17 protein-coding genes are annotated in these 18,200 nt (G+C 74.1%); 2 read left to right on the top strand and 15 right to left on the bottom strand.

Annotated elements, in window-relative coordinates; genetic code table 11:
* Window positions 1-6: 6 nt before the first annotated feature.
* The 11 genes from H4O22_RS05995 to serA form a co-directional block, all read right to left on the bottom strand.
* Window positions 7-1,284 (bottom strand): vWA domain-containing protein, encoded by a 1,278-nt coding sequence (locus H4O22_RS05995; protein WP_182526121.1) that lies wholly within the window; start codon window positions 1,282-1,284, stop codon window positions 7-9.
* On the bottom strand, window positions 1,277-2,476 hold the full coding sequence (locus H4O22_RS05990; RefSeq protein WP_182526120.1) for a PP2C family protein-serine/threonine phosphatase: 1,200 nt from the start codon (window positions 2,474-2,476) through the stop codon (window positions 1,277-1,279). Before H4O22_RS05990 ends, H4O22_RS05995 begins: the two co-directional genes overlap by 8 nt.
* Window positions 2,473-4,881: a serine/threonine-protein kinase gene (locus tag H4O22_RS05985; protein WP_182526119.1), complete on the bottom strand. Its 2,409-nt coding sequence runs from the start codon at window positions 4,879-4,881 to the stop codon at window positions 2,473-2,475. Before H4O22_RS05985 ends, H4O22_RS05990 begins: the two co-directional genes overlap by 4 nt.
* Window positions 4,878-5,993 carry a hypothetical protein gene (locus tag H4O22_RS05980; protein ID WP_182526118.1) on the bottom strand — a complete coding sequence of 372 codons (1,116 nt, stop codon included), beginning with the start codon at window positions 5,991-5,993 and terminating at the stop codon, window positions 4,878-4,880. Before H4O22_RS05980 ends, H4O22_RS05985 begins: the two co-directional genes overlap by 4 nt.
* A 7-nt stretch (window positions 5,994-6,000) precedes the next feature.
* On the bottom strand, window positions 6,001-6,945 hold the full coding sequence (locus tag H4O22_RS05975; protein WP_182526117.1) for a glutamate ABC transporter substrate-binding protein: 945 nt from the start codon (window positions 6,943-6,945) through the stop codon (window positions 6,001-6,003).
* Window positions 6,942-8,216, bottom strand: coding sequence for a hypothetical protein (locus H4O22_RS05970; protein WP_182526116.1), 1,275 nt, complete (start codon window positions 8,214-8,216; stop codon window positions 6,942-6,944). Before H4O22_RS05970 ends, H4O22_RS05975 begins: the two co-directional genes overlap by 4 nt.
* Complete coding sequence (locus H4O22_RS05965) at window positions 8,213-9,760, bottom strand: AAA family ATPase (RefSeq protein ID WP_182526115.1); 1,548 nt, start codon at window positions 9,758-9,760, stop codon at window positions 8,213-8,215. Before H4O22_RS05965 ends, H4O22_RS05970 begins: the two co-directional genes overlap by 4 nt.
* Window positions 9,757-10,263: a hypothetical protein gene (locus H4O22_RS05960; RefSeq protein ID WP_182526114.1), complete on the bottom strand. Its 507-nt coding sequence runs from the start codon at window positions 10,261-10,263 to the stop codon at window positions 9,757-9,759. The genes H4O22_RS05965 and H4O22_RS05960 overlap by 4 nt, the downstream gene beginning before the upstream one ends.
* A 19-nt stretch (window positions 10,264-10,282) precedes the next feature.
* The gene (locus H4O22_RS05955; protein WP_182526113.1) at window positions 10,283-11,524 is read right to left on the bottom strand and encodes a toxic anion resistance protein; all 1,242 of its coding nucleotides are present in this window, start codon (window positions 11,522-11,524) and stop codon (window positions 10,283-10,285) included.
* Between the two features lie 33 nt (window positions 11,525-11,557).
* Window positions 11,558-12,220, bottom strand: coding sequence for a membrane protein YczE (gene yczE, locus H4O22_RS05950; RefSeq protein WP_182526112.1), 663 nt, complete (start codon window positions 12,218-12,220; stop codon window positions 11,558-11,560).
* A 102-nt stretch (window positions 12,221-12,322) separates the two neighbouring features.
* Window positions 12,323-13,909: a phosphoglycerate dehydrogenase gene (serA, locus tag H4O22_RS05945; protein ID WP_182526111.1), complete on the bottom strand. Its 1,587-nt coding sequence runs from the start codon at window positions 13,907-13,909 to the stop codon at window positions 12,323-12,325.
* 744 nt (window positions 13,910-14,653) lie between these two features.
* Between serA and H4O22_RS05940 the strand changes: the two genes are divergently transcribed.
* A complete protein-coding gene (locus H4O22_RS05940) occupies window positions 14,654-15,178 on the top strand; it encodes a GNAT family N-acetyltransferase (RefSeq protein WP_182526110.1) in 525 nt (174 codons plus the stop codon).
* A complete protein-coding gene (locus tag H4O22_RS05935; RefSeq protein ID WP_182526109.1) occupies window positions 15,175-15,522 on the top strand; it encodes a hypothetical protein in 348 nt (115 codons plus the stop codon). Before H4O22_RS05940 ends, H4O22_RS05935 begins: the two co-directional genes overlap by 4 nt.
* A gap of 16 nt (window positions 15,523-15,538) precedes the next feature.
* On the opposite strand, the gene H4O22_RS05930 is transcribed toward H4O22_RS05935, so the two are convergent.
* From H4O22_RS05930 to ilvC, 4 genes are all read right to left on the bottom strand, one after another.
* Window positions 15,539-16,246 carry a DsbA family oxidoreductase gene (locus H4O22_RS05930; protein ID WP_182526108.1) on the bottom strand — a complete coding sequence of 236 codons (708 nt, stop codon included), beginning with the start codon at window positions 16,244-16,246 and terminating at the stop codon, window positions 15,539-15,541.
* A 47-nt stretch (window positions 16,247-16,293) separates the two neighbouring features.
* Entirely contained in the window at window positions 16,294-16,770 is a 477-nt protein-coding gene (locus H4O22_RS05925; RefSeq protein ID WP_244963124.1) for a GNAT family N-acetyltransferase, read from the bottom strand.
* Window position 16,771: 1 nt separating this feature from the next.
* Window positions 16,772-17,041 (bottom strand): hypothetical protein, encoded by a 270-nt coding sequence (locus H4O22_RS05920; protein ID WP_182526106.1) that lies wholly within the window; start codon window positions 17,039-17,041, stop codon window positions 16,772-16,774.
* A gap of 84 nt (window positions 17,042-17,125) precedes the next feature.
* Window positions 17,126-18,154 (bottom strand): ketol-acid reductoisomerase, encoded by a 1,029-nt coding sequence (ilvC, locus tag H4O22_RS05915; RefSeq protein WP_280530186.1) that lies wholly within the window; start codon window positions 18,152-18,154, stop codon window positions 17,126-17,128.
* Window positions 18,155-18,200 lie beyond the last annotated feature (46 nt).

The raw sequence follows: 18,200 nt of genomic DNA, 5'->3' as shown, positions 1-18,200 counted from the left end.
GACGCCTCACTTCTTGATGCGGGTGGTCTTGGTGGACGCGGTGTCCAGCGCCATCTCGTCGGCCTTGTCCACGGTCCGCTTCAGCCGGACGGTGCCCTCGCGCTCGTCGGTGATGTCGACGACCTTGCGCAGCTTGGAGGTGGCCTCGCCGTTGCCGGTCTCGGCGGCGAGCTGGACCGCGCGGCCCAGCTTGGTCGTCGCGGTGGCCTCGTCGCCGGAGGCCTTCGCCGCCAGCCCCTCCTGGATCATCGCGGCCAGCTCGGTCTGCCCGGTGTAGTGGGCGACCTGCTGGTCGATGCGCGCGGTGAGGCCGGAGTCGCTGGACCAGGTCGCCTTGACCAGCCCCTGCGCCATCACCTCGTCGCCGATGACCAGCTGGACCCGCGCCGCGAGCTGCTCCTGGCCGATCGCCTTGGCCGCCACCCGCACCGCGACGTGGTAGTCGCGGGACTCGTCCGACCACGCGCCCGTCGGGTACGCGCCGGTGAGCGGGTTGACGTCGGTGCGCCGCGCGGTGAGGTCCTCGACCGCCGGGGAGACCTGCCGGACGAAGAGCACCTGCGCGCCCTGCGGCGTCCACACCCGCAGCTGGGCGTCGGCGACGCCGCGCGCCATCGAGGCGCGCATGATCTCCTCGAACTGCGCCCGCATCTGGTCGGGCCTGGCGATGATGTCGACGGTGCCGAGCAGCGCCTGGGCGATCCGCCGGATCTCCTCGACCTGCCAGTCGGTGCCCGCGCCGCGGCAGTCGCACTGGAAGTAGCCGGTGGCGCGCTTGATCGCCGCGTCGAGCAGGCCGGGCTGCTCGCGGTTCTCGCCGTCGGTCAGCAGGATCGCGTGCCGCTGGGTGACCTCGGGGACCGACGCGAAGAGCGTGCCGGCGAGGTCGAGCCAGGTGCTGATCGCGGTGCCGCCGTGCCCGTGGAACCGGTTGATCGCCGCGCTGGCGCCGGCGCGGGCCTGGGGGTCCATCCGCACCAGCCCCGGCCCGGTGGAGACCTCGGGGTAGGCCAGCATCGCGCGGTCCGAGCCGGCGACGACCGCGAAGTAGGTGCCGTCGACGATCTCGGCGAGCGCCGCCTGGGCCGCCTGCTTCGCGGCCGCCATCGTCTGCGGGCCCATCGAGCCGGACGTGTCGACGATGACGATCTCGCCGGCGGAGCCCGCACCGGTCCGCCCGGCGGTGCCGGCGCCGGTGCAGGTCACGGTGACGATCGCGTTCACGTCGGTGCCGCCGTCGGGAAGGAACTCGTTCTGGTAGACGGCGGCGGTGAACTCAGCCATGGGACTCCCCTGCGTCGGTGGAAACGGCGGTCGGTACGGCGGTCGGTACGGCGATGCTTGCCGCGATCGGTACGTCGAGCGGTACCTCGGCATTCTGCACCGCCGCGACGGGCTCGACACGGGCGATCGCGGCGGTGATGTTGTCCTGCCCGCCCTGGGCGTTGGCGAACGCCACCAGCCCGAGCGCGATCTCGGCCGGGTCGGCGGAGCCCACCGCCACCACCTGCGCGGCGAGCGCGTCCGGCTCGGAGGCGTAGTTCCACAGCCCGTCGGAGCAGACCAGCAGCCATCCGGCGGCGTCCACCTCGAGCACGCCGACGCGCGGGGCCAGGTCGGGCGCGTCGCGCCCCAGCCACCGGGTGATCGCGTGCGCCTGCGGACCCCGCTCGGCCTCCTCGCGTGGCATGCCCCCCTCGATCTGCGCCTGGGCGGCCGAGTCGTCGACGCTGAGCTGGCGGCCCGGTCCCCCGTCGGGCAGCCAGTAGATCCGCGAGTCGCCGATGTTGCCGTAGACGAGCGTGCTGCCCTCCAGCACGGCCGCGCAGTACGTCGCGGACGCCGGGTTGGTCGACGCCTCGGCGGTGTGCCCGACGATCGCGGCGTTCGCGGCGGTCACGGCGTCCGCCATCACCTTGGCGATCGCGGCCGACCGGCTCCCCGGCGTACCCATCCCCCGCGGCAGCGGCGTGCGCAGCACCTCGCGCGCGGCCCGCGCACCGGCGAGCGAGGCGAGGTGGGAGTCGTCGGTGTTGGAGACCCCGTCGAGGACGACGAGCACGGCCCGCTCCCCCGGCGCCGAGGAGGCGAGCAGCGCCATCGCGTCCTCGTTGCGGTGGTGCCGGATGCCGCGGTCGCACACCCCGGCCACCCAGGACGCCGGGTGCTCGCGGAAGTGGTCGCGCTCGCTGGGTGCCTTGGTGCCGCACACCTCGCAGTAGCCGTCGGGGCCCACCGGGCCCTGGCAGGACAGGCAGGCGCGGACCGGGGTCGGCGGCGGCGCGGCCGGCGCGCGGTGGGTCGGCGCGCTGATCGGCGCCAGGGCGTCGACCTCGGCCGCGGTGGGCGCGGCGGGCACGTCCCCGCCGAGGGCGGTCCCGCAGCCCTCGCAGAACCGCGCCTCCGGAGGTACGGCGCTCCCGCAGGTGGGGCAGGTCCCGGACCCGCCCGGGGTGGTGGCGTCGAACTCGCTCACGTCAGTGTCCAGCTCCTCACGGCGTTCGCCTGGTTGACCAGGCGGACCCGGTCCTCGAGCAACGGCGCCTCCCGGGCCAGCGCCCGGTAGGCCTTCTCCAGCCCGGCGCGCAGCCCGGTCTCGGTGGCCACGTGCTCGCCCACCGTGACGTCGTGCTGCCCGTTGCCCGGAGCGGCGGTGACCACACCGAGCGCCTCGGTGAGGATGCGCACGGTGTAGCGCTGGCGCGCCGCGGGGTCCATCGGCACCGACTCGATGCTGCGCATCGCCTGGTCGAGCACCGCGAGCCGCGGGCCGGGGCTCGCCGCGGGCGCGGCGCCGGCGTCGGAGAGCAGCACCTCCGCGCGCAGCTGGCGGCTCTCGGGGTAGCCGCGGCTGGTCGAGGGCACCATGTCCAGCGCTGCGACGGCGCCGGCGGTGTCGCCGCGGTCGGCCCGGACCCGCGCCATGCCGAACGCCGCGGGGGCGACGTACGTCGCGTCGGTCGCGGCGCAGGTGGCGTAGAGCCCCTCGGCCACCTCGGGCAGCCCGCCGCGCTCGCACGCGACCGCGAGCGCCAGCTTGGGCGCGAGCTCGCCCGGCACCTGCTGGTAGACCGCGCTGAACGCCGCCTGCGCGGCGCTCCAGTCGCGCTCCTGGAGCGCGGCGAGCCCGTCGACCCACAGCGCCCGCCAGTCCCAGGGGTCGGCGGCGAGCAGCTCCGCGGCGTGCGCGTGGGCGCGGGCGGGCTCCTCCAGCTCCAGCGCGGCGTGCGCCCGGGCCAGCAGCACCTCCGCCGAGTCCTCCGGCGCCTGGGCCAGGTTGGTGAGCCGCTCCGCGGGGTCGGTGGCGCTGACGGTCGTCAGCCAGGCGTGCTGCGGGTCGGTCGTGTCGGGACGCAGCGACGGCAGCGCCGACCAGGTCAGCACCGACGTGGCGGTGGCGGGCGACTCGAAGAGCACCGACGCGGCCGAGGTGAGGGCGGTGCCGCGGGTGCGGGCGGCGACCACCTCGCGCAGCACGCCGATCAGCTGGGCGCGCAGCTCGTCGGCCGACGCGAACCGGTCGGCCGGGTCGGCGGCGCAGCACTTCGCGACCAGCCAGTACAGCGAGTCGTGCTCGCGGAACAGCGGGGTCGTCTCGGGCGGCGGCAGCGTGTGCAGGTAGGTGCCCTGGTAGCCGCGGAACTCCATGCAGAGCACGACCAGGGTGCGGCCGATCGTGTAGATGTCCGAGGCCACGCTCGGCCCGACCTCGGCGACCTCGGGCGCCTGGTAGCCGACGGTGCCGTAGATCGCGGAGTCCTCGTCGTCGATCCGGCGCACCCCGCCGAGGTCGATCAGCTTCACCGCGTCGCCGACCTGGATCAGGTTGTCGGGCTTGAAGTCGCAGTAGACCAGGCCGAGGTCGTGGAGGTACTGGAACGCCGGCAGCACCTCGAGGACGTAGGCGAGCGCCTGGTCGACGGGCAGCGGGTCGTACTCCCCGTTGTTCTCGCCCATCCGCGCCTTGAGGATCTGCTTGAGCGACTTGCCGCCGACGTACTCCATGACGATGTAGCCCGCGCCCTCGTGGGTCACGAAGTTGTAGATCTCGACGATCAGCGGGTGCTCGACCTGGGCCAGGAACTGCTGCTCGGCGATCGCGGCCGCCAGCGCGTCGGGGTCGCCGGAGTTCAGCAGGCCCTTGAGCACGACCCAGCGGTTGGAGACGTTGCGGTCGCGGGCGAGGTAGATCCACCCGAGGCCGCCGTGGGCGATCGCGCCCGCGACCTCGTACTGGCCCGCGACCAGGTCGCCGGGATGGAGCTTGGGCGAGAACGAGAACTGCTGGCCGCACTGGGGGCAGAAGCCCTCGGTGCGCCCGGGGCGGCCGTCGACGGTGCGGCCGATCGCGGCCCCGCACTTGCTGCAGACCCGCTTGTCCTCGGGCACCTGCGGGTCGGGGTTGATCGCCTTGCTCGCGTCGACCGGCGGCGCGGGAGGTACGGCGGTCAGGCCGGCGCCGAGGCGGGCCGCGCGCATCCGCTGCGACCCGGTGCGGGTACGCCGACTCACGCTGCCGGTCGCGCGGGCCAGCCGCGACCCGATCGCCGCCGAGCGGACGCTGCTGGCCGCGGTCGCGACCGAGGCGTCGCCGCCGGAGAGCGGCTGGGTCTCCGCGGCCACGCTCGGGGCGACCGTCACCGACGCCGGCGGCGAGCCGCAGACGTCGCAGTAGCCGTCGAGGACCTTGCCCGTGCAGCCGGGCTGGGTGCACGGCGTGCCGTCGACGGCGGCGGCCACCGGCGCGGTGGTGGCCGGCGTGGGGTGGGTCGGGCCGGCGGGTGCGGTCGCCGCACTGCCGCCCGGCTCCGCGGCCATGCCGCAGACGTCGCAGTAGCCGTCGACGACGGTGCCGGTGCACCCGGGTTGCGCGCACTTCATGCGGACTCCTTGCTGAGGAGCTGGTCGAGCCAGGTCTGGTAGGTGCCGACGAGCGAGCGGCCCACGGGCACCGGCGCGGGCTCGCGGGCGAGCACCTCGCGGGCCCGCTGCTCGCTGGCGAGCAGGTCGGGCTGGTCGGCGAGGCCGTGGGCGGCCGCCTTCGCCGCCAGCACGTCGAGGAGGTCGACGAGCCCGGAGAGCTCGGCCAGCGCCGCGGCGTACCGCTCCTCGGCGAGCGCGAGGGCCTGCTCCACCCGGCCGAGCCGGGCGACGTACGCCTGGATCCGCTCGGGGGTGTTGGGGACGGGGCCGAGCGCGGAGACGTCGGGGACGGCGAGCCGCGGCGCGGGGTCGACGGCGCGCACGCAGCGGTCGGCGAGGGTGCGCAGCGCGGTCTCGCGGTGCTCGAGGTCGGCGACCCGCTCGCGGGCGTCCTCGAGCAGGCCGCGCGCCTCGCGGCGGCGGGCGTTGCCGACGATCAGGTCGCGCTCGAACGTGGCGGCGTCCTGCTCGAGCGGGCCGAGCAGGCCCCCCACGTCGGCGCCGCGCCGCGCGCGCTCGGTCACGTCGTTCTGGCGAGCCATCAGGCCGGCGAGCCGGTCGACGGCGCGGTCGCGGGTGACCGCCGGCTCCAGGCCGACCTGGTCGCGGAGCCGCTCGAGCTGGGCGCGCAGGTCCCGGACCCGGCCGGCGGTGGCCTCGGCGCCGGGCGCGAGCGCGAGCGCGGCCTTGAGCTGACCGACGAGCGCGTCGGAGAGCCGGCACGCCTCGGGCAGGGAGGTGCCGCCGCCGCTCGTGCCGACGGTGCTGTCCAGGCGCCCCCAGACCAGCGCGGTGATCCGCTGCCGCTCGGGCTCGCCGACCCGGCCGCCGTCCCAGGTGGCCCACATCAGCTGCCAGCGGTCGGCGACGGCCTTCCACAGCGACAGCGCGAGCGCCATGTCGGAGGCGACGTCGGCGCCGCGCTGCGCGGCGATCGCGGCGGCGTCGAGCTCGGCGAGCTCCGCGCGGCGGTCGCGCACCCAGGCGTCGAGGTCCTGGAGGTAGGCCTGCAGGACCGCGGGCGCCGGGGCGGAGCCGAGCGGGCCGGGGGGCGTGGGGGCGGTGCTCACCGGAGCCTCATCCCGTGCGCCCGTACTGCGGCTGCGGCTGGCTGCCGGGGCCGAGCACCGGGGCGAGCCACTCGTCGTAGGACTCCTGCCACGACCCGTCGGCGCGCATCTCCTCGAGGACGCGGTTGACGAACCGGGCCAGGTCGACGTTCTCGGCGTTGACGCCGATGCCGTACGGCTCGTCGGTGATCTTCGGCTGGTCCTTCGGGACCACGGCGTACGGGTCCTGGGCCGCGAGGCCCGCGAGCACCGTGTCGTCGCCGGTGATCGCGTCGACCTCGCCGTCCTGGAACTTCACCAGGCAGCCGGTGTGGTTGGTCGCGGCGACCGGCACCGCGTCGGGCACCCGCGTGACGATGTTGGTGATCGAGGTCGAGCCCGCGGGCGCGCAGACGCGGAGCCCGGCGAGGTCCTCCGGCTCGTCGTACGGCGTGCCCTTGGTGACCAGGACCTTCTGGCTGGCCGCGTAGTACTGCGCCGAGAACGCGATCTCCTCCCAGCGCTCGCAGTTCATCGTCATGTTCCGGGTGACGATGTCGACGGTGCCGTCCTCGAGCGTCTCGATCCGCTGCGCTGCGGTGATCACCCGCAGCTCGAGGTGCCCGGTCTCGCCGAAGATCTCCTCGGCGACCCGGGTGGCGACGTCGACGTCGAAGCCCTCGATCGGGCCGCCGGGCTTGAGCGGGTTCCGGGCGCCGAGGAGCCGGGTGTCGCCGGAGACGCCGACGACGAGCCGGCCCCTCTCCCGGATCGCCTGGAGGGAGGGACCCGTCGTGGTGCCCTGGGGCGCGTAGGACTGCAGCGCGTCCTGGCAGGTCGGCTCGGACGCGGCGGACGGGACGGCGGCCTCGGTCGAGGGGGCGGGCGGCACCTCGGTGGTGTCGTACCCGCACCCGGCCAGCAGGACGCCGGCGGCGAGGAGCGCGGCGGTGGTCGAGCGGACGCGGCTCATGCGTACTCCTTCCGGCGCTCGGCGATGCCGCGCGCCGCGGACCCCGAGGCGACGAGGCCGGCCAGCAGCGTCAGCACGGCGAGGATGATGGCGGGCACCCGGCTGGCGCGCAGGTCGTCCGTGGCGGCCGCGCCGGCCTCGTCGACGACCTCCGTGGCGGCCTCGTCGAAGGCGTCGAGCGCCTCGGTGGCCTTGGCCCCGGTGGCCAGCCGCACCGCCGCGTCCCAGTCGCCGCTGTCGTCGGCCTCGACGACCTGCCGGTGCACGTCGGCGTAGCGGCGCCAGGCGGGGAGGGTCTCCGGGGAGGCTTCCTTCTCCACCGTGGCAGCGGCCGTCGCCCAGGCGTCGTCGGCGCCCTCCCCCGAGCTGCGGGCGATCAGCCGCCGCGCCTCGGCGGCCTGGGCGGCGTTGGCCGCGGACCGGGCGTCGGCCTCGTCGAACGCGAGCTGGAAGCTGCTGTCCCGGACCTCCTCGTGCCGACCGTTGACCACGGCGCTGAACGCCGCCGCGACGAGCGTGGTGGCCAGCACGATCACCCCGGCGACCGCCAGCCCGACGTTGACGTAGCGGTGGAACCGCTGCGCGACCTGGCGGTTGAGCCACCACAGCGCGGCCAGCGCGGCCAGGCCGGTGAGCAGGATCGGCAGCGTGTTCTGGCCGTCCATCTCGTCCTCGGCGCGCTGGGTGTTGGCCTCGACCAGCGCGTCCAGCGGCCGGGTGAGGGCGCCGTCCGCCGCGAGCGCGGCCCCCGCGGTCCGCAGGTGCTCCGCGCCGACCTGGTGGCCCTGCCGGTTGGCCTCCCGCGCCTGCGTGACGTCGGCGGCGTACGCCGCGAGCGCGGTGTTGAGCTGCGCGAGCGCCTCGGTGTCGGCGGTCTGCGCCTCAGCCGCCTCGGCGACCAGCCGGACCGCCTCCCCCAGCGCCTCGTCGTACGCCGCCCGCTGCTCGGCCGACTCCAGGCCGCCCTCGAGGTACGCCGTGGCGGCGAGGGCGTCGGCGCGGAACAGCGACGAGCGCACGTCCTGGATCCGCACCAGCTGCTCGGTGTCGTCGGCGGCCCGGCCGCTGGCCTGCCACGCGAGCACCTGCCACAGCGCCGCGAGCACGCCGAAGAGCACGCACGCAGCCACCGCGGCGACCTGCCAGCGGTTCAGCAGGCGCGGGACGTCCTCGGTGCGGGCCGGCGCCGGCGTCGCGCCGGGAGCCGCCGGCGCGGTCGCCGTCGCTCCGGTGCGCCGCGCCGGTGCCGGCGCTGCCTGGGTCTGGGTCACGACTCCTCCTCGGGCTCGACGCGGGGCTCGGGGTCGGGCCCGGGCGCCGGCTCCCACTCCACGGGCTCGGCGGGACCGGTCCGCGGCTCGGTGGCCGTGCCGGTCGCCAGGTCCTCGGCGACCAGCGTGCGCAGCTGCTCGACGGTGGGCGCCTCGACCTCGCGCAGCCGCCAGGCGTGGTGGCCGATCGCCGCCTCCAGCACGTTGCGGACGTAGCGCGCGTTGCCGAACGTCGGCCCGCGCTCCACCCCCGCGAGGATCTCGCGCAGCGCGTCGAGGACGGCGTCGTCGACGTCGTACTCCGCCGAGCGCGCGAGCACCCCGAAGATGTCGGCGAGCTCGTCGTCGGTGTAGTCGGCGAAGTCGATGGTGGTGCGGAACCTGCTCTCCAGGCCCGGGTTCTGCGCGATGAAGACCTGCATCGGGACCGGGTAGCCGGCGACGATCACGACCAGGTCGTCGCGCTTGTCCTCCATCTCCTTGACCAGCGTGTCGACGGCCTCCTGGCCGTACTGGTCGCCGGCCAGCGCGTAGGCCTCGTCGATGAACAGCACGCCGCCGGTCGCCGAGGCGACCACCTCCGCGGTCTTCATCGCGGTCTGCCCCAGGTAGCCCGCGACCAGCTCGGAGCGGTCCACCTCGACCAGCTGGCCCTTCGAGAGCAGCCCGAGCGCGCGGTAGATGCCGGCCACCAGGCGCGCGACCGTGGTCTTGCCGGTGCCGGGGTTGCCGTTGAAGATCATGTGCCGCGTGATCGTCGGCGCCTTGAGCCCGGCCTGCTGGCGCAGCCCCTCGACGCGCAGCACCGCGGCCTGCCGGTGGATCTCCGCCTTCACGTCGGCCAGGCCGACGAGCTCGTCGAGCTCGGCGAGCAGCTCCTCGACCGACTTCGGCTCGGGCTCCGGCTCCGCCGGCTCCTCGGCCTCGGCCGCGGGCTCGGCGGGCGCGGCCTGCACCGGCTGGCCGGCGCCGGGCTCCGTCCCGGACGGCTCGGTGCCGGCCGGGCCGGGGACGCGCAGGCCGGAGAGGTCCAGGGTGCCGGCCAGCTTGCGCTGGATGGTGCCGAGCTGGGCGAGCAGGCTCTGGGCCACCTCGTCGCCGACACCGGGGACCGACTGCCGCTCGGCGCCGGGCAGCGGGGCGGGCCGGCTGCCGTCGCCGAGCTGGGCGGCGGCCGCGGTCGCGGCGTTGCCGACGGTGCGCGGGTTGGCCTCGCCGAGGCCGGTGGCCGCGAAGGCGACGTCCGCCAGCGCCTGGGCGTACGCCGGGGCGTGCGGCGAGCGGGTCAGCTGCAGGTGGCCCATGGTCGGCGTCGGGGCGGCGCGGTGCCGGCGACCGCGCGACGCGGCGTCCATGAACTCCTCGGCCGACGACGGGCGGCCGGTCTGCGCCGACCAGTCGACGTACGCGCCCCGGGCGGCCTCGGCGACCGTCGCGGCGAGCGCCTCGCCCTCGGCGCGCGCGGTCGCGCGGTCGACGCCGGCCGTCGTGGCGGCCGCGTCCAGCGCCGCGAGCGCCTCGGACAGGGTCGGCGAAGTCGTCATGAGGGGGACCCCAACGTCATGTCGGTGCCGCTCGGCGGCCCGAACTTGGCCTGCAGGAACATGCCGTGCGCCACCAGCGCCTGGGCGTCGGCCCGGTTGGCGGCGTCGAAGATCTTGTCCATCGTGGCGGCCAGCAGCTCGAGCTGGTCGATGAGCACCATCAGCGAGGTCTTGTAGCCGTCGACGGGGCGGGTGTCGGCCCAGTCACGAGGCAGCCGGAGGTAGCCGCCGACCGCCTCGGGCAGGTAGTCGGTCGCCGTCGCGACGACCGAGTAGCTGTCCGCCGAGCCCGCGCCCAGGTTGCGCAGCCGCGGCAGCGTGTCGTTGATGGTGCGCGCGATCCGGCGTACCCGGGAGGTCACGACCGGCGGCGCGTTGCCCTCGACGAGCATCGCGTTGACCCGGTTCAGGGCCGCGAGGATGTCCTGCTCGGTCGGCGGCGCCGGGATCACCGGCCGCTCCTCCTCGTCCTGCTGCCGCCGGAACCACGACCTCAGCCCCACGCGACGGTCCTCGGGCTGGTCACCGGGTGGGCAGCGAGGAGAGGTCGAGCGTGCCGGACGCGTTGCGGGCGTCGTGCGCCTGCACGCGGTCCAGGTACTCCTTGGACTTGTCGACCTCGGCCCCGAGCACCCCGATCGTCTGCGCCATCGAGTCGAGCGCCTTGAGCTTGAACTCGTCGATGGAGTCCATGGTGGCGTAGATGTTGGCGAACGCCGCCTGCAGCTGCTCGATGCCGATCGTCGAGGACGCCGCCTGCTCCTGGATCGCCGCGGAGTTCTCGCGCAGCATCTCCGAGGTGCGCTGGATCATCCCGGACGTCGTGGTGTTGAGCGCGGTGATCTGGTCGAGCACCAGCTTCTGGTTGCCGAGCGCCTGCGCGACGATGACCGCCGTACGCAGCGCCGAGACCGTCGTGGTGGAGGCCCGGTCGACGCCCTTGATGAGCTCGATGTTGTTCTTGATGATGATGTCGATCGCGAGGTAGCTCTGGATCGACACCGCGAGCTGGGTCAGCAGGTCCTGGTGCTTCTGGCGCACGTAGAACAGCACGTCCTGGGAGAGCGCCTTCGCGGCGTCGGGGTCGGCGAGCTCGAGCTCGGCGATCCGCGCGGAGAGCTTGGCGTCGAGCCGCTCGGCGACGTAGACGTACTGGTTGAGCCGGCCCATGGTCGCCCACAGGTTGGTCTTCTCCAGGTTGAGCGCGACGTTGTCCTTGGTGAGCTCGTCCTGGCCGTTGCGCAGGCTGTGCAGGATGCCGTTGAGCTGCGACTGGGCGGACTGGTACTTGCGGAAGTAGTCGGTGACCTTGTCACCGAACGGCAGCATGTCCATCCAGCGGCGGGTGCCGGTCGCCTGGCTGGGGTCGAGGTCCTCGACGGTGCGCCGCAGCTCGAGCAGCGTCTTGCCGACCTCCGAGCCCTGGGCGAGGCCGCCCTCCTTGAGCGCCCGCACGGGCTGGTCGAGCATCCGGTTGGAGGTCTCGGCCGCCTTGCGGATGTCGGCGTCGCCCATCGTGCGCACGCTCTCGGCCTGCGCCGCGAACTCGGGGCTGCCGGCCTGCGACGTGGCGAGCGCGGTCATGAACGAGTCGACCTTGGCGTCCAGCGTGGGCAGCGCCTCCGCGGAGACCTGCGGCGCCATCCTCGGGGCCGTCGTCGCGGCCACCGGGGCGGGTGCCTCCGGGGCGGTCAGCGTGAGGGTCGGCTCGGGCGGCGCGAGCGGTGCGACCGCGGCCTCGCCCTGCTGTCCGTCTGTGCTCATCGGTGCCTCCCGGTTCGTGGTGGCGGAAGTCTGTCATGCCTCCGTGCGGCGCGGGAGCAACGCGACCGTGCAGGACGGAAGCAGGGCCTGGGTCAGCGGCCCGATCGCGAGCGCGTAGAGGACCGTGCCCAGGCCGAGCACCCCGCCCAGCGCGAGCCCGAGCAGCACCACGGCGACCTCGAGGGAGGTGCGGACCAGGCGCAGCGACCGGCCGGTACGCCGGTGCAGGCCGGTCATCAGCCCGTCGCGCGGCCCGCGCCCGAGCTGGGAGCCGATGTAGAGCGCGGTCGCGAGCCCGTTGAGCGCCACGCCCGAGACGACCAGCGCGATCCGCACCCAGAGCGCGTCGGGCGCGTCCAGCACCGCGAGGGTCGCGTCGGCGGCGACGCCCACGACCAGCGCGTTCGAGATGGTCCCGAGGCCGGGGACCTCACGCAGCGGGATCCACAGCAGCAGCACCACGAACGAGGTCACGATCAGCACCTCGCCGAGGCTGAGCGGGAAGTACCGCGCCAGCCCGGAGTGCAGCACGTCCCACGGCGCCAGCCCCAGCTCGGAGCGCACCATCAGCGCCAGCGACACCCCGTACAGCCAGAGCCCGGCGTACAGCTGCACCAGCCGGCGGGGCATCCGTCCCGCCCGGAGCTGCTCGACCGGTCCCAGCTCGACGAGGTCCGGTCCCCCTCTCCCCGTCACGTGCGCTCTTCCTGTGGCCCTGACGGGATAGTCCGACACACTCGTGCTGCTGCGACGCCGCGAAACAGCACGGGTGTGTCGGACTACCCCGAGAAGCGGCCCTCAGACCAGGTCGATCGCGCGGACCGAGGCGGCCTCCATGGCCGACTCGATCTCGGCGAGGACCTCGGCGGGGATGGCGGAGTCGACGGAGAGAGCGACCAGCGCCTGGCCGCCCTTGGCGTCGCGGGCGACCTGCATGCCGGCGATGTTGACCTGGGCGTCGCCGAGGATCTGGCCGACGGTGCCGACCATGCCCGGGCGGTCGCTGTAGGTGAAGAACGCGAGGTGGTCGGTGGGCTCGAGGTCGACGTCGAACCCGTTGAGCTCCACGAGCCGCTCGCGCTGGTTGATGCCGACCAGCGTGCCCGAGACCGAGACCTGCGAGCCGTCGGCGAGGGTGCCGCGCAGCGTGATCAGGTTGCGGTGGTCGGGGCTCTCCACGTCGGTGACGAGGCGCACGGCGGTCCCGCGCTCGGCGGCGAGCAGCGGCGCGTTCACGTAGGAGACCTGCTCCTCGACGATGTCGCTGAAGACGCCCTTGAGCGCGGCGAGCTCGAGCACCTTGACGTCGAAGTCGGTGATCTCGCCGCGCACCTCGACGTCGAGCTGCTGGGCGACCTCGCCGGCGAGGCCGGTGAAGACGCGGCCGAGCTTCTCGGTCAGCGGGATGCCGGGGCGGACCTCCTCGGCGATCACGCCGCCCTGGACGTTGACCGCGTCGGGCACGAGCTCGCCGGAGAGCGCGAGCCGCACCGACTTCGCGACCGCGATGCCGGCCTTCTCCTGGGCCTCGTCGGTGGAGGCGCCGAGGTGGGGCGTGGCGACGACGTTCTCGAGCTCGAAGAGCGGGCTGTCGGTGCACGGCTCCTTGGCGAACACGTCGAGGCCGGCGGCGGCGATCCGGCCGGTCTTCAGCGCGTCGTACAGCGCGGCCTCGTCGACGATCCCGCCGCGTGCGGCGTTGACGAGCACCAGCGACGGCTTGGCCTTCGCCAGCTGCTCGGCGCCGATCAGCCCGAGCGTCTCGGGGGTCTTCGGCAGGTGCACCGACATGAGGTCGGCCTCGGCGAGCAGGGTGTCGAGGTCGACGAGGCGCACGCCCATCTGGGCGGCGCGGCCGGCCTGCACGTAGGGGTCGTAGGCGATGACCTTCATGCCGAACGCCGAGAGGCGCTGGGCGACCAGGACGCCGATCCGGCCGAGGCCGACGATGCCGACGGTCTTCTCGTACAGCTCGATGCCGGTGTAGCGCGACCGCTTCCACTCGCCGTTCTTCAGCGCCGCGTGGGCGGGCGAGACGTGGCGGGCGGCGGCGAGCATCAGCGCGACGGCGAGCTCGGCGGCCGAGACGATGTTGGAGGTCGGGGCGTTCACGACCATCACGCCGGACTGGGTCGCGGCCTTGACGTCGACGTTGTCGAGCCCGACGCCCGCGCGGGCGACCACCTTCAGGCGCGTCGCCGCGGCGAGCGCCTCGGCGTCGACCTTGGTGGCCGAGCGGACCAGGATCGCGTCGACGTCGGCGATCGCGGGCAGCAGCTCGGCGCGGTCGGCGCCGTTGCACTGCCGGATCTCGAAGTCCGGTCCGAGCGCCTCGACGGTGGCGGGGCTCAGCTCTTCGGCGATGAGTACGACGGGCTTGCTCACAGCGGAATTCCTCAACTCGAGTCGTTGGTGGGAGGTGTGTGGACCGGCGCGAGAGGCCGGTCGTGCACGACGCTGTGCCGTTCGCCACCGTACCCGAGACACCCCGTCGCCCCGGAATCGTGCGCGGGCCTACGGCGACCCGGCCACAGCCCCTCCCGCCCCGGTGGTCGAGCAGCGAGGAGCGCCAGCGACGAGCGGAGTCGAGACCCCCGCAGCGCCCCCGCCCACCTCAACCCAGGCCACCGGTGGTCGAGCAGCGAGGAGCGCCAGCGACGAGCGGAGTCGAGACCCCCGCAGCGCCCCCGCCCACCTCAACCCAGGCCACCGGTGGTCGAGCAGCGAGGAGCGCCAGCGACGAGCGACGTCGAGACCCCCGCAGCGTCCCCGCGACCTTGGTCGAGGCCCTGCGTCGGGTCACCGGGTTTCGACAACACTCAGGCGCAGAGCGCCTTCGCTCTCAACCACCGGCGGGGCTGAACCACCGGCAGCGCGCGGACACAAGCGCCGACTCGGCGATCCTGACGCTCGGAGCTGCTCAGGCAACGGTCGATCAGCGAGGAGCGCCAGCGACGAGCGATGTCGAGACCCCCGCAGCGTCCCCGCCCATCTCAACGCAGGCCACCGGTCAACCCACCGGGTTTCGACAACGCTCAGGCGCAGAGCGCCTTCGCTGCTCAACCACCGGTGACCGATAGTGCGCCTTCGCTGCTCAACCACCGGTGACGACAGTGAGATCCTCCGGGGGTGCACCTTGCGACCGAACGCCTGCTGATCCGCCCGTGGACCCACTATGAGGCGCCGCGGCTGCTCGACATCCTCAGCCGCGTCGAGGTCGTGAAGTGGCTCGGCGACGGCGAGCCGAAGCTGATGCGCGACCTCGACGAGGCGCACGCCCGCGTCGACACGTACGCCGAGCGCTCGGCGCCGCCGCTCGGCTACTGGGCCGTGGAGGTCATCGCGACCGGGCAGGTCGCCGGCTCGGTGCTGCTGCTGACCCTGCCGAACGCCGAGGCCGGCGAGGTCGAGATCGGCTGGCACCTGCACCCCGACTCCTGGGGCCACGGCTACGCGACCGAGGCGGCCCGCGCGGTCCTGCGGCACGGGTTCGAGGCCGGCCTGCCGGAGATCCTCGCGCTCACGCACACGACCAACGAGCCCTCGCAGGCGGTGATGCGCCGGATCGGCCTGCACCCCCGCGGCGTCGTCGAGAAGTGGTACGCCGGGGAGTCCGCGCTCTTCGGCCTCACCGCGGAGGAGTGGCGCGGGTGACGGCGTCGCTGTTCGCGACCGGTGACCCCGCCGACCGCGTCGACCCGGTGCGTACGCCGGTGCGCGTGGTCACCCTGGCCGACGGGCGGCTGGGGTTCGCGGTCACGGCCGCCGGCGAGCCCTGCCGCCGGGTCACCGACGGCGCCACCGTCACCCTCGAGCCGCCGTCGGGACCCGCGGACATGGTGACCGGCACGGCCGCGGTCGTCCGCTCGGGCCGCTGGTACGACGAGGTCCGCGGCCGGCTGCGCGCCGAGGGCACGCTGCTCGAGCGGTGGCGGCTGCGTCGGGCCGACGCGGTCGTCCTGGTGACGCCCGCGGGGGCTCAGCCGACCGGCGACTGACGACCGCCGAGGTCGGTCAGACGGGGCACCCGTCGGGGCCGCAGACCGCGCCGTCGGCGCCGACGGCCTGGAGCGAGGGGTGCGACTCGGCCCACGCCTGGTCGAGCAGGCGGGAGAAGACCTCGCTGGGCTGGGCGCCGGAGACGCCGTACCGCTGGTCGACGACGAAGAACGGGACGCCGGTGGCGCCGTACGCACGGGCCTGGGCGATGTCGGCGGCGACGGCGTCTGCGTGCTCCTCGGAGCCGAGCACGTCGGCGGCGCGGTCCGGGTCCAGCCCGGCGTCGGTCGCGGTCGCGATGAGGACGGCGTGGTCGCCGATGTCCTGGGCGCGGGTGAAGTACGCCGCGAGCAGCTCCTCCTTGAGCCGCACCTGGAGCTCCGGTCCCCCGGTCTCCAGCGCGTGGTGGAGCAGCCGGTGCGCGTCGACGGTGTTGGTGTGCACGGTGTCGAAGAGGCGCAGCGTCAGCCCCTCCGCCGCCGCGGTGTCGATGAGCTGCTGCTGCATGTCGCGCAGCTCGTCCTCGGTCCGGCCGTACTTGCGGGCGAGCACGCCGGTCGTCGGCTCGTGGCCGTGGTGCGGGGCGGTCGGGTCGAGCTCGAAGGAGCGGTAGACGACCTCGACCTCGTCGCGGTGCTCGAAGCCCGCCAGCGCCTGCTCCAGTCGGCGCTTGCCGACGTAGCACCAGGGGCAGACGACGTCGGACCAGATCTCGATGCGCATGTGGTCCCAACGCAGCGGTGGCCCCGGTCTGTTCCCGGGCCGGTCGCTCAGCCGAGCCGCAGCTCCTCGATCCGCAGCTCCGAGCCCGGCCGCAGCGGCTCCCAGGTCCCGGTCGGCACGAACCCGTGGCCGACGTACAGCCGGCGCGCGGCCTCGTTGCCCTCGGTCACGTGCAGGCGTACGGCGAGGTCGCGGGCGCGGCACCAGTCGAGGAGCTCGCGCAGCAGCCGCCCGGCGTGGCCGCACCCCCGGGCCTCGGGCGCCGTCCACATGCCCCAGATCATCGGGTCCTCCCCGTCGGGCACGAAGACGCCGCCCATCGCGACCGGCCGGTCGTCCTCGAGGACCAGCAGCGCCCGGCCGCGGGCAGCGGCGGCCCGCTCGCGCCAGACCTCGTCGGGGAGCGTCTCGGCCTCGACCAGGGTCGCGCCGAACGCGTCGGGGGCGTCCGCGAGCGCGCGGAGCCGGACCTCCCGGAACGCCCGCCAGTCCTCTGCGGCCGCCAGGATGCGGACCTCGGGCACGTCAGTCCTCGTTCTCCTCGACGGCCGACGCCAGCGCCGCCTCCTGGAGGATCGCCTCGGGCGTACGGCCGAGCTTGATCGCCGCGGCCGCGATCGCGCCCGCGGCGACGCCACCGAGGCCGAGCACCAGCTCGAAGACGTCCTCGGTGGTCTCCACGTCGGAGACGACGCGGTCGATCGCCTCGAGGAACTCGTCGTGGTCGAGCCGCTCGTCGCGGTGCTGCAGGTGGAGGGCGATCACCTCGTAGGCGACCGAGTCGGAGACGGCCATGCCCCCGACGCTAGCGCGGCCCCGGAACGCACGTCGGGGAGGATCCCCGGCACCAGGTGCCGGAGATCCTCCCCGAAGCGGTGCTCAGCGGGTGGCGGTGCCCTCGGTGTAGTCCGAGTCGTGGCTCTTGACCCACGCCATCAGCTTGCGCAGCTCGCGCCCGGTCTGCTCGATCGGGTGCGCCTCGCCCTGCTCGCGGAACTTGGTGAACTCCGGCGAGCCGTTGTCCATGTCGCCGATGAAGCGCTTGGCGAAGGTGCCGTCCTTGATGTCGGCCAGGACGGCCTTCATGTTCTCCTTGACGCTCTCGTCGATGACGCGGGGCCCGGAGACGTAGTCGCCGAACTCGGCGGTGTCGGAGACCGACCAGCGCTGCTTGGCGATGCCGCCCTCGTACATCAGGTCGACGATCAGCTTCAGCTCGTGCAGGCACTCGAAGTAGGCGACCTCCGGCTGGTAGCCGGCCTCGGTGAGCACCTCGAAGCCGTACATCACCAGCTGCGACGCGCCGCCGCAGAGCACGGCCTGCTCGCCGAACAGGTCGGTCTCGGTCTCCTCGGTGAACGTGGTCTTGATGCCGCCGGCGCGCAGGCCGCCGATCGCCTTGGCGTAGGAGAGCGCCAGCGCCCAGGCGTTGCCCGACGCGTCCTTCTCGACGGCGACGAGCACGGGGACGCCGCGGCCGTCGACGTACTCGCGGCGGACCAGGTGACCCGGGCCCTTCGGGGCGATCATCACGACGTCGACGCCCTCGGGCGGGGTGATGAAGCCGAAGCGGATGTTGAAGCCGTGGCCGAAGACCAGGGTGTCGCCCTCGGTGAGGTTCGGCGCGATCTCCTCGGCGTAGAGCTTCCGCTGGTGCTGGTCGGGGGCGAGGATGACGATCACGTCGGACTCCTCGACGGCCTCCGCCGGGGTCAGCACGCGCAGGCCCTCGGCCTCGGCCTTGGCGCGGCTCTTCGAGCCCGGCTGCAGGCCGATGCGGACGTCGACGCCCGAGTCGCGCAGCGACAGCGCGTGGGCGTGGCCCTGGCTGCCGTAGCCGATGACGGCCACGTTCTTCCCCTGGATCAGGGACAGGTCGGCGTCGTCGTCGTAGAACATCTCAGCCACGGTGGGCTTCTCCTTCAGTGGATGGCGGTGTGGGGCAGGTACGTCG

The organism is Nocardioides dongkuii, from assembly GCF_014127485.1.
GTDB lineage: Bacteria > Actinomycetota > Actinomycetes > Propionibacteriales > Nocardioidaceae > Nocardioides > Nocardioides dongkuii.
The sequence above is the reverse complement of the archived record's forward strand: the minus strand, read 5'-3'. Positions and strand labels throughout refer to the sequence as shown.

Coding starts and splice junctions, on each gene's coding strand:
- H4O22_RS05930 (WP_182526108.1), bottom strand. CDS start 16,246: ATGCGCATCGAGATCTGGTCCGACGTCGTCTGCCCCTGGTGCTACGTC.
- H4O22_RS05955 (WP_182526113.1), bottom strand. CDS start 11,524: ATGAGCACAGACGGACAGCAGGGCGAGGCCGCGGTCGCACCGCTCGCG.
- H4O22_RS05965 (WP_182526115.1), bottom strand. CDS start 9,760: ATGACGACTTCGCCGACCCTGTCCGAGGCGCTCGCGGCGCTGGACGCG.
- H4O22_RS05985 (WP_182526119.1), bottom strand. CDS start 4,881: ATGAAGTGCGCGCAACCCGGGTGCACCGGCACCGTCGTCGACGGCTAC.
- H4O22_RS05995 (WP_182526121.1), bottom strand. CDS start 1,284: ATGGCTGAGTTCACCGCCGCCGTCTACCAGAACGAGTTCCTTCCCGAC.
- H4O22_RS05975 (WP_182526117.1), bottom strand. CDS start 6,945: ATGAGCCGCGTCCGCTCGACCACCGCCGCGCTCCTCGCCGCCGGCGTC.
- H4O22_RS05920 (WP_182526106.1), bottom strand. CDS start 17,041: ATGGCCGTCTCCGACTCGGTCGCCTACGAGGTGATCGCCCTCCACCTG.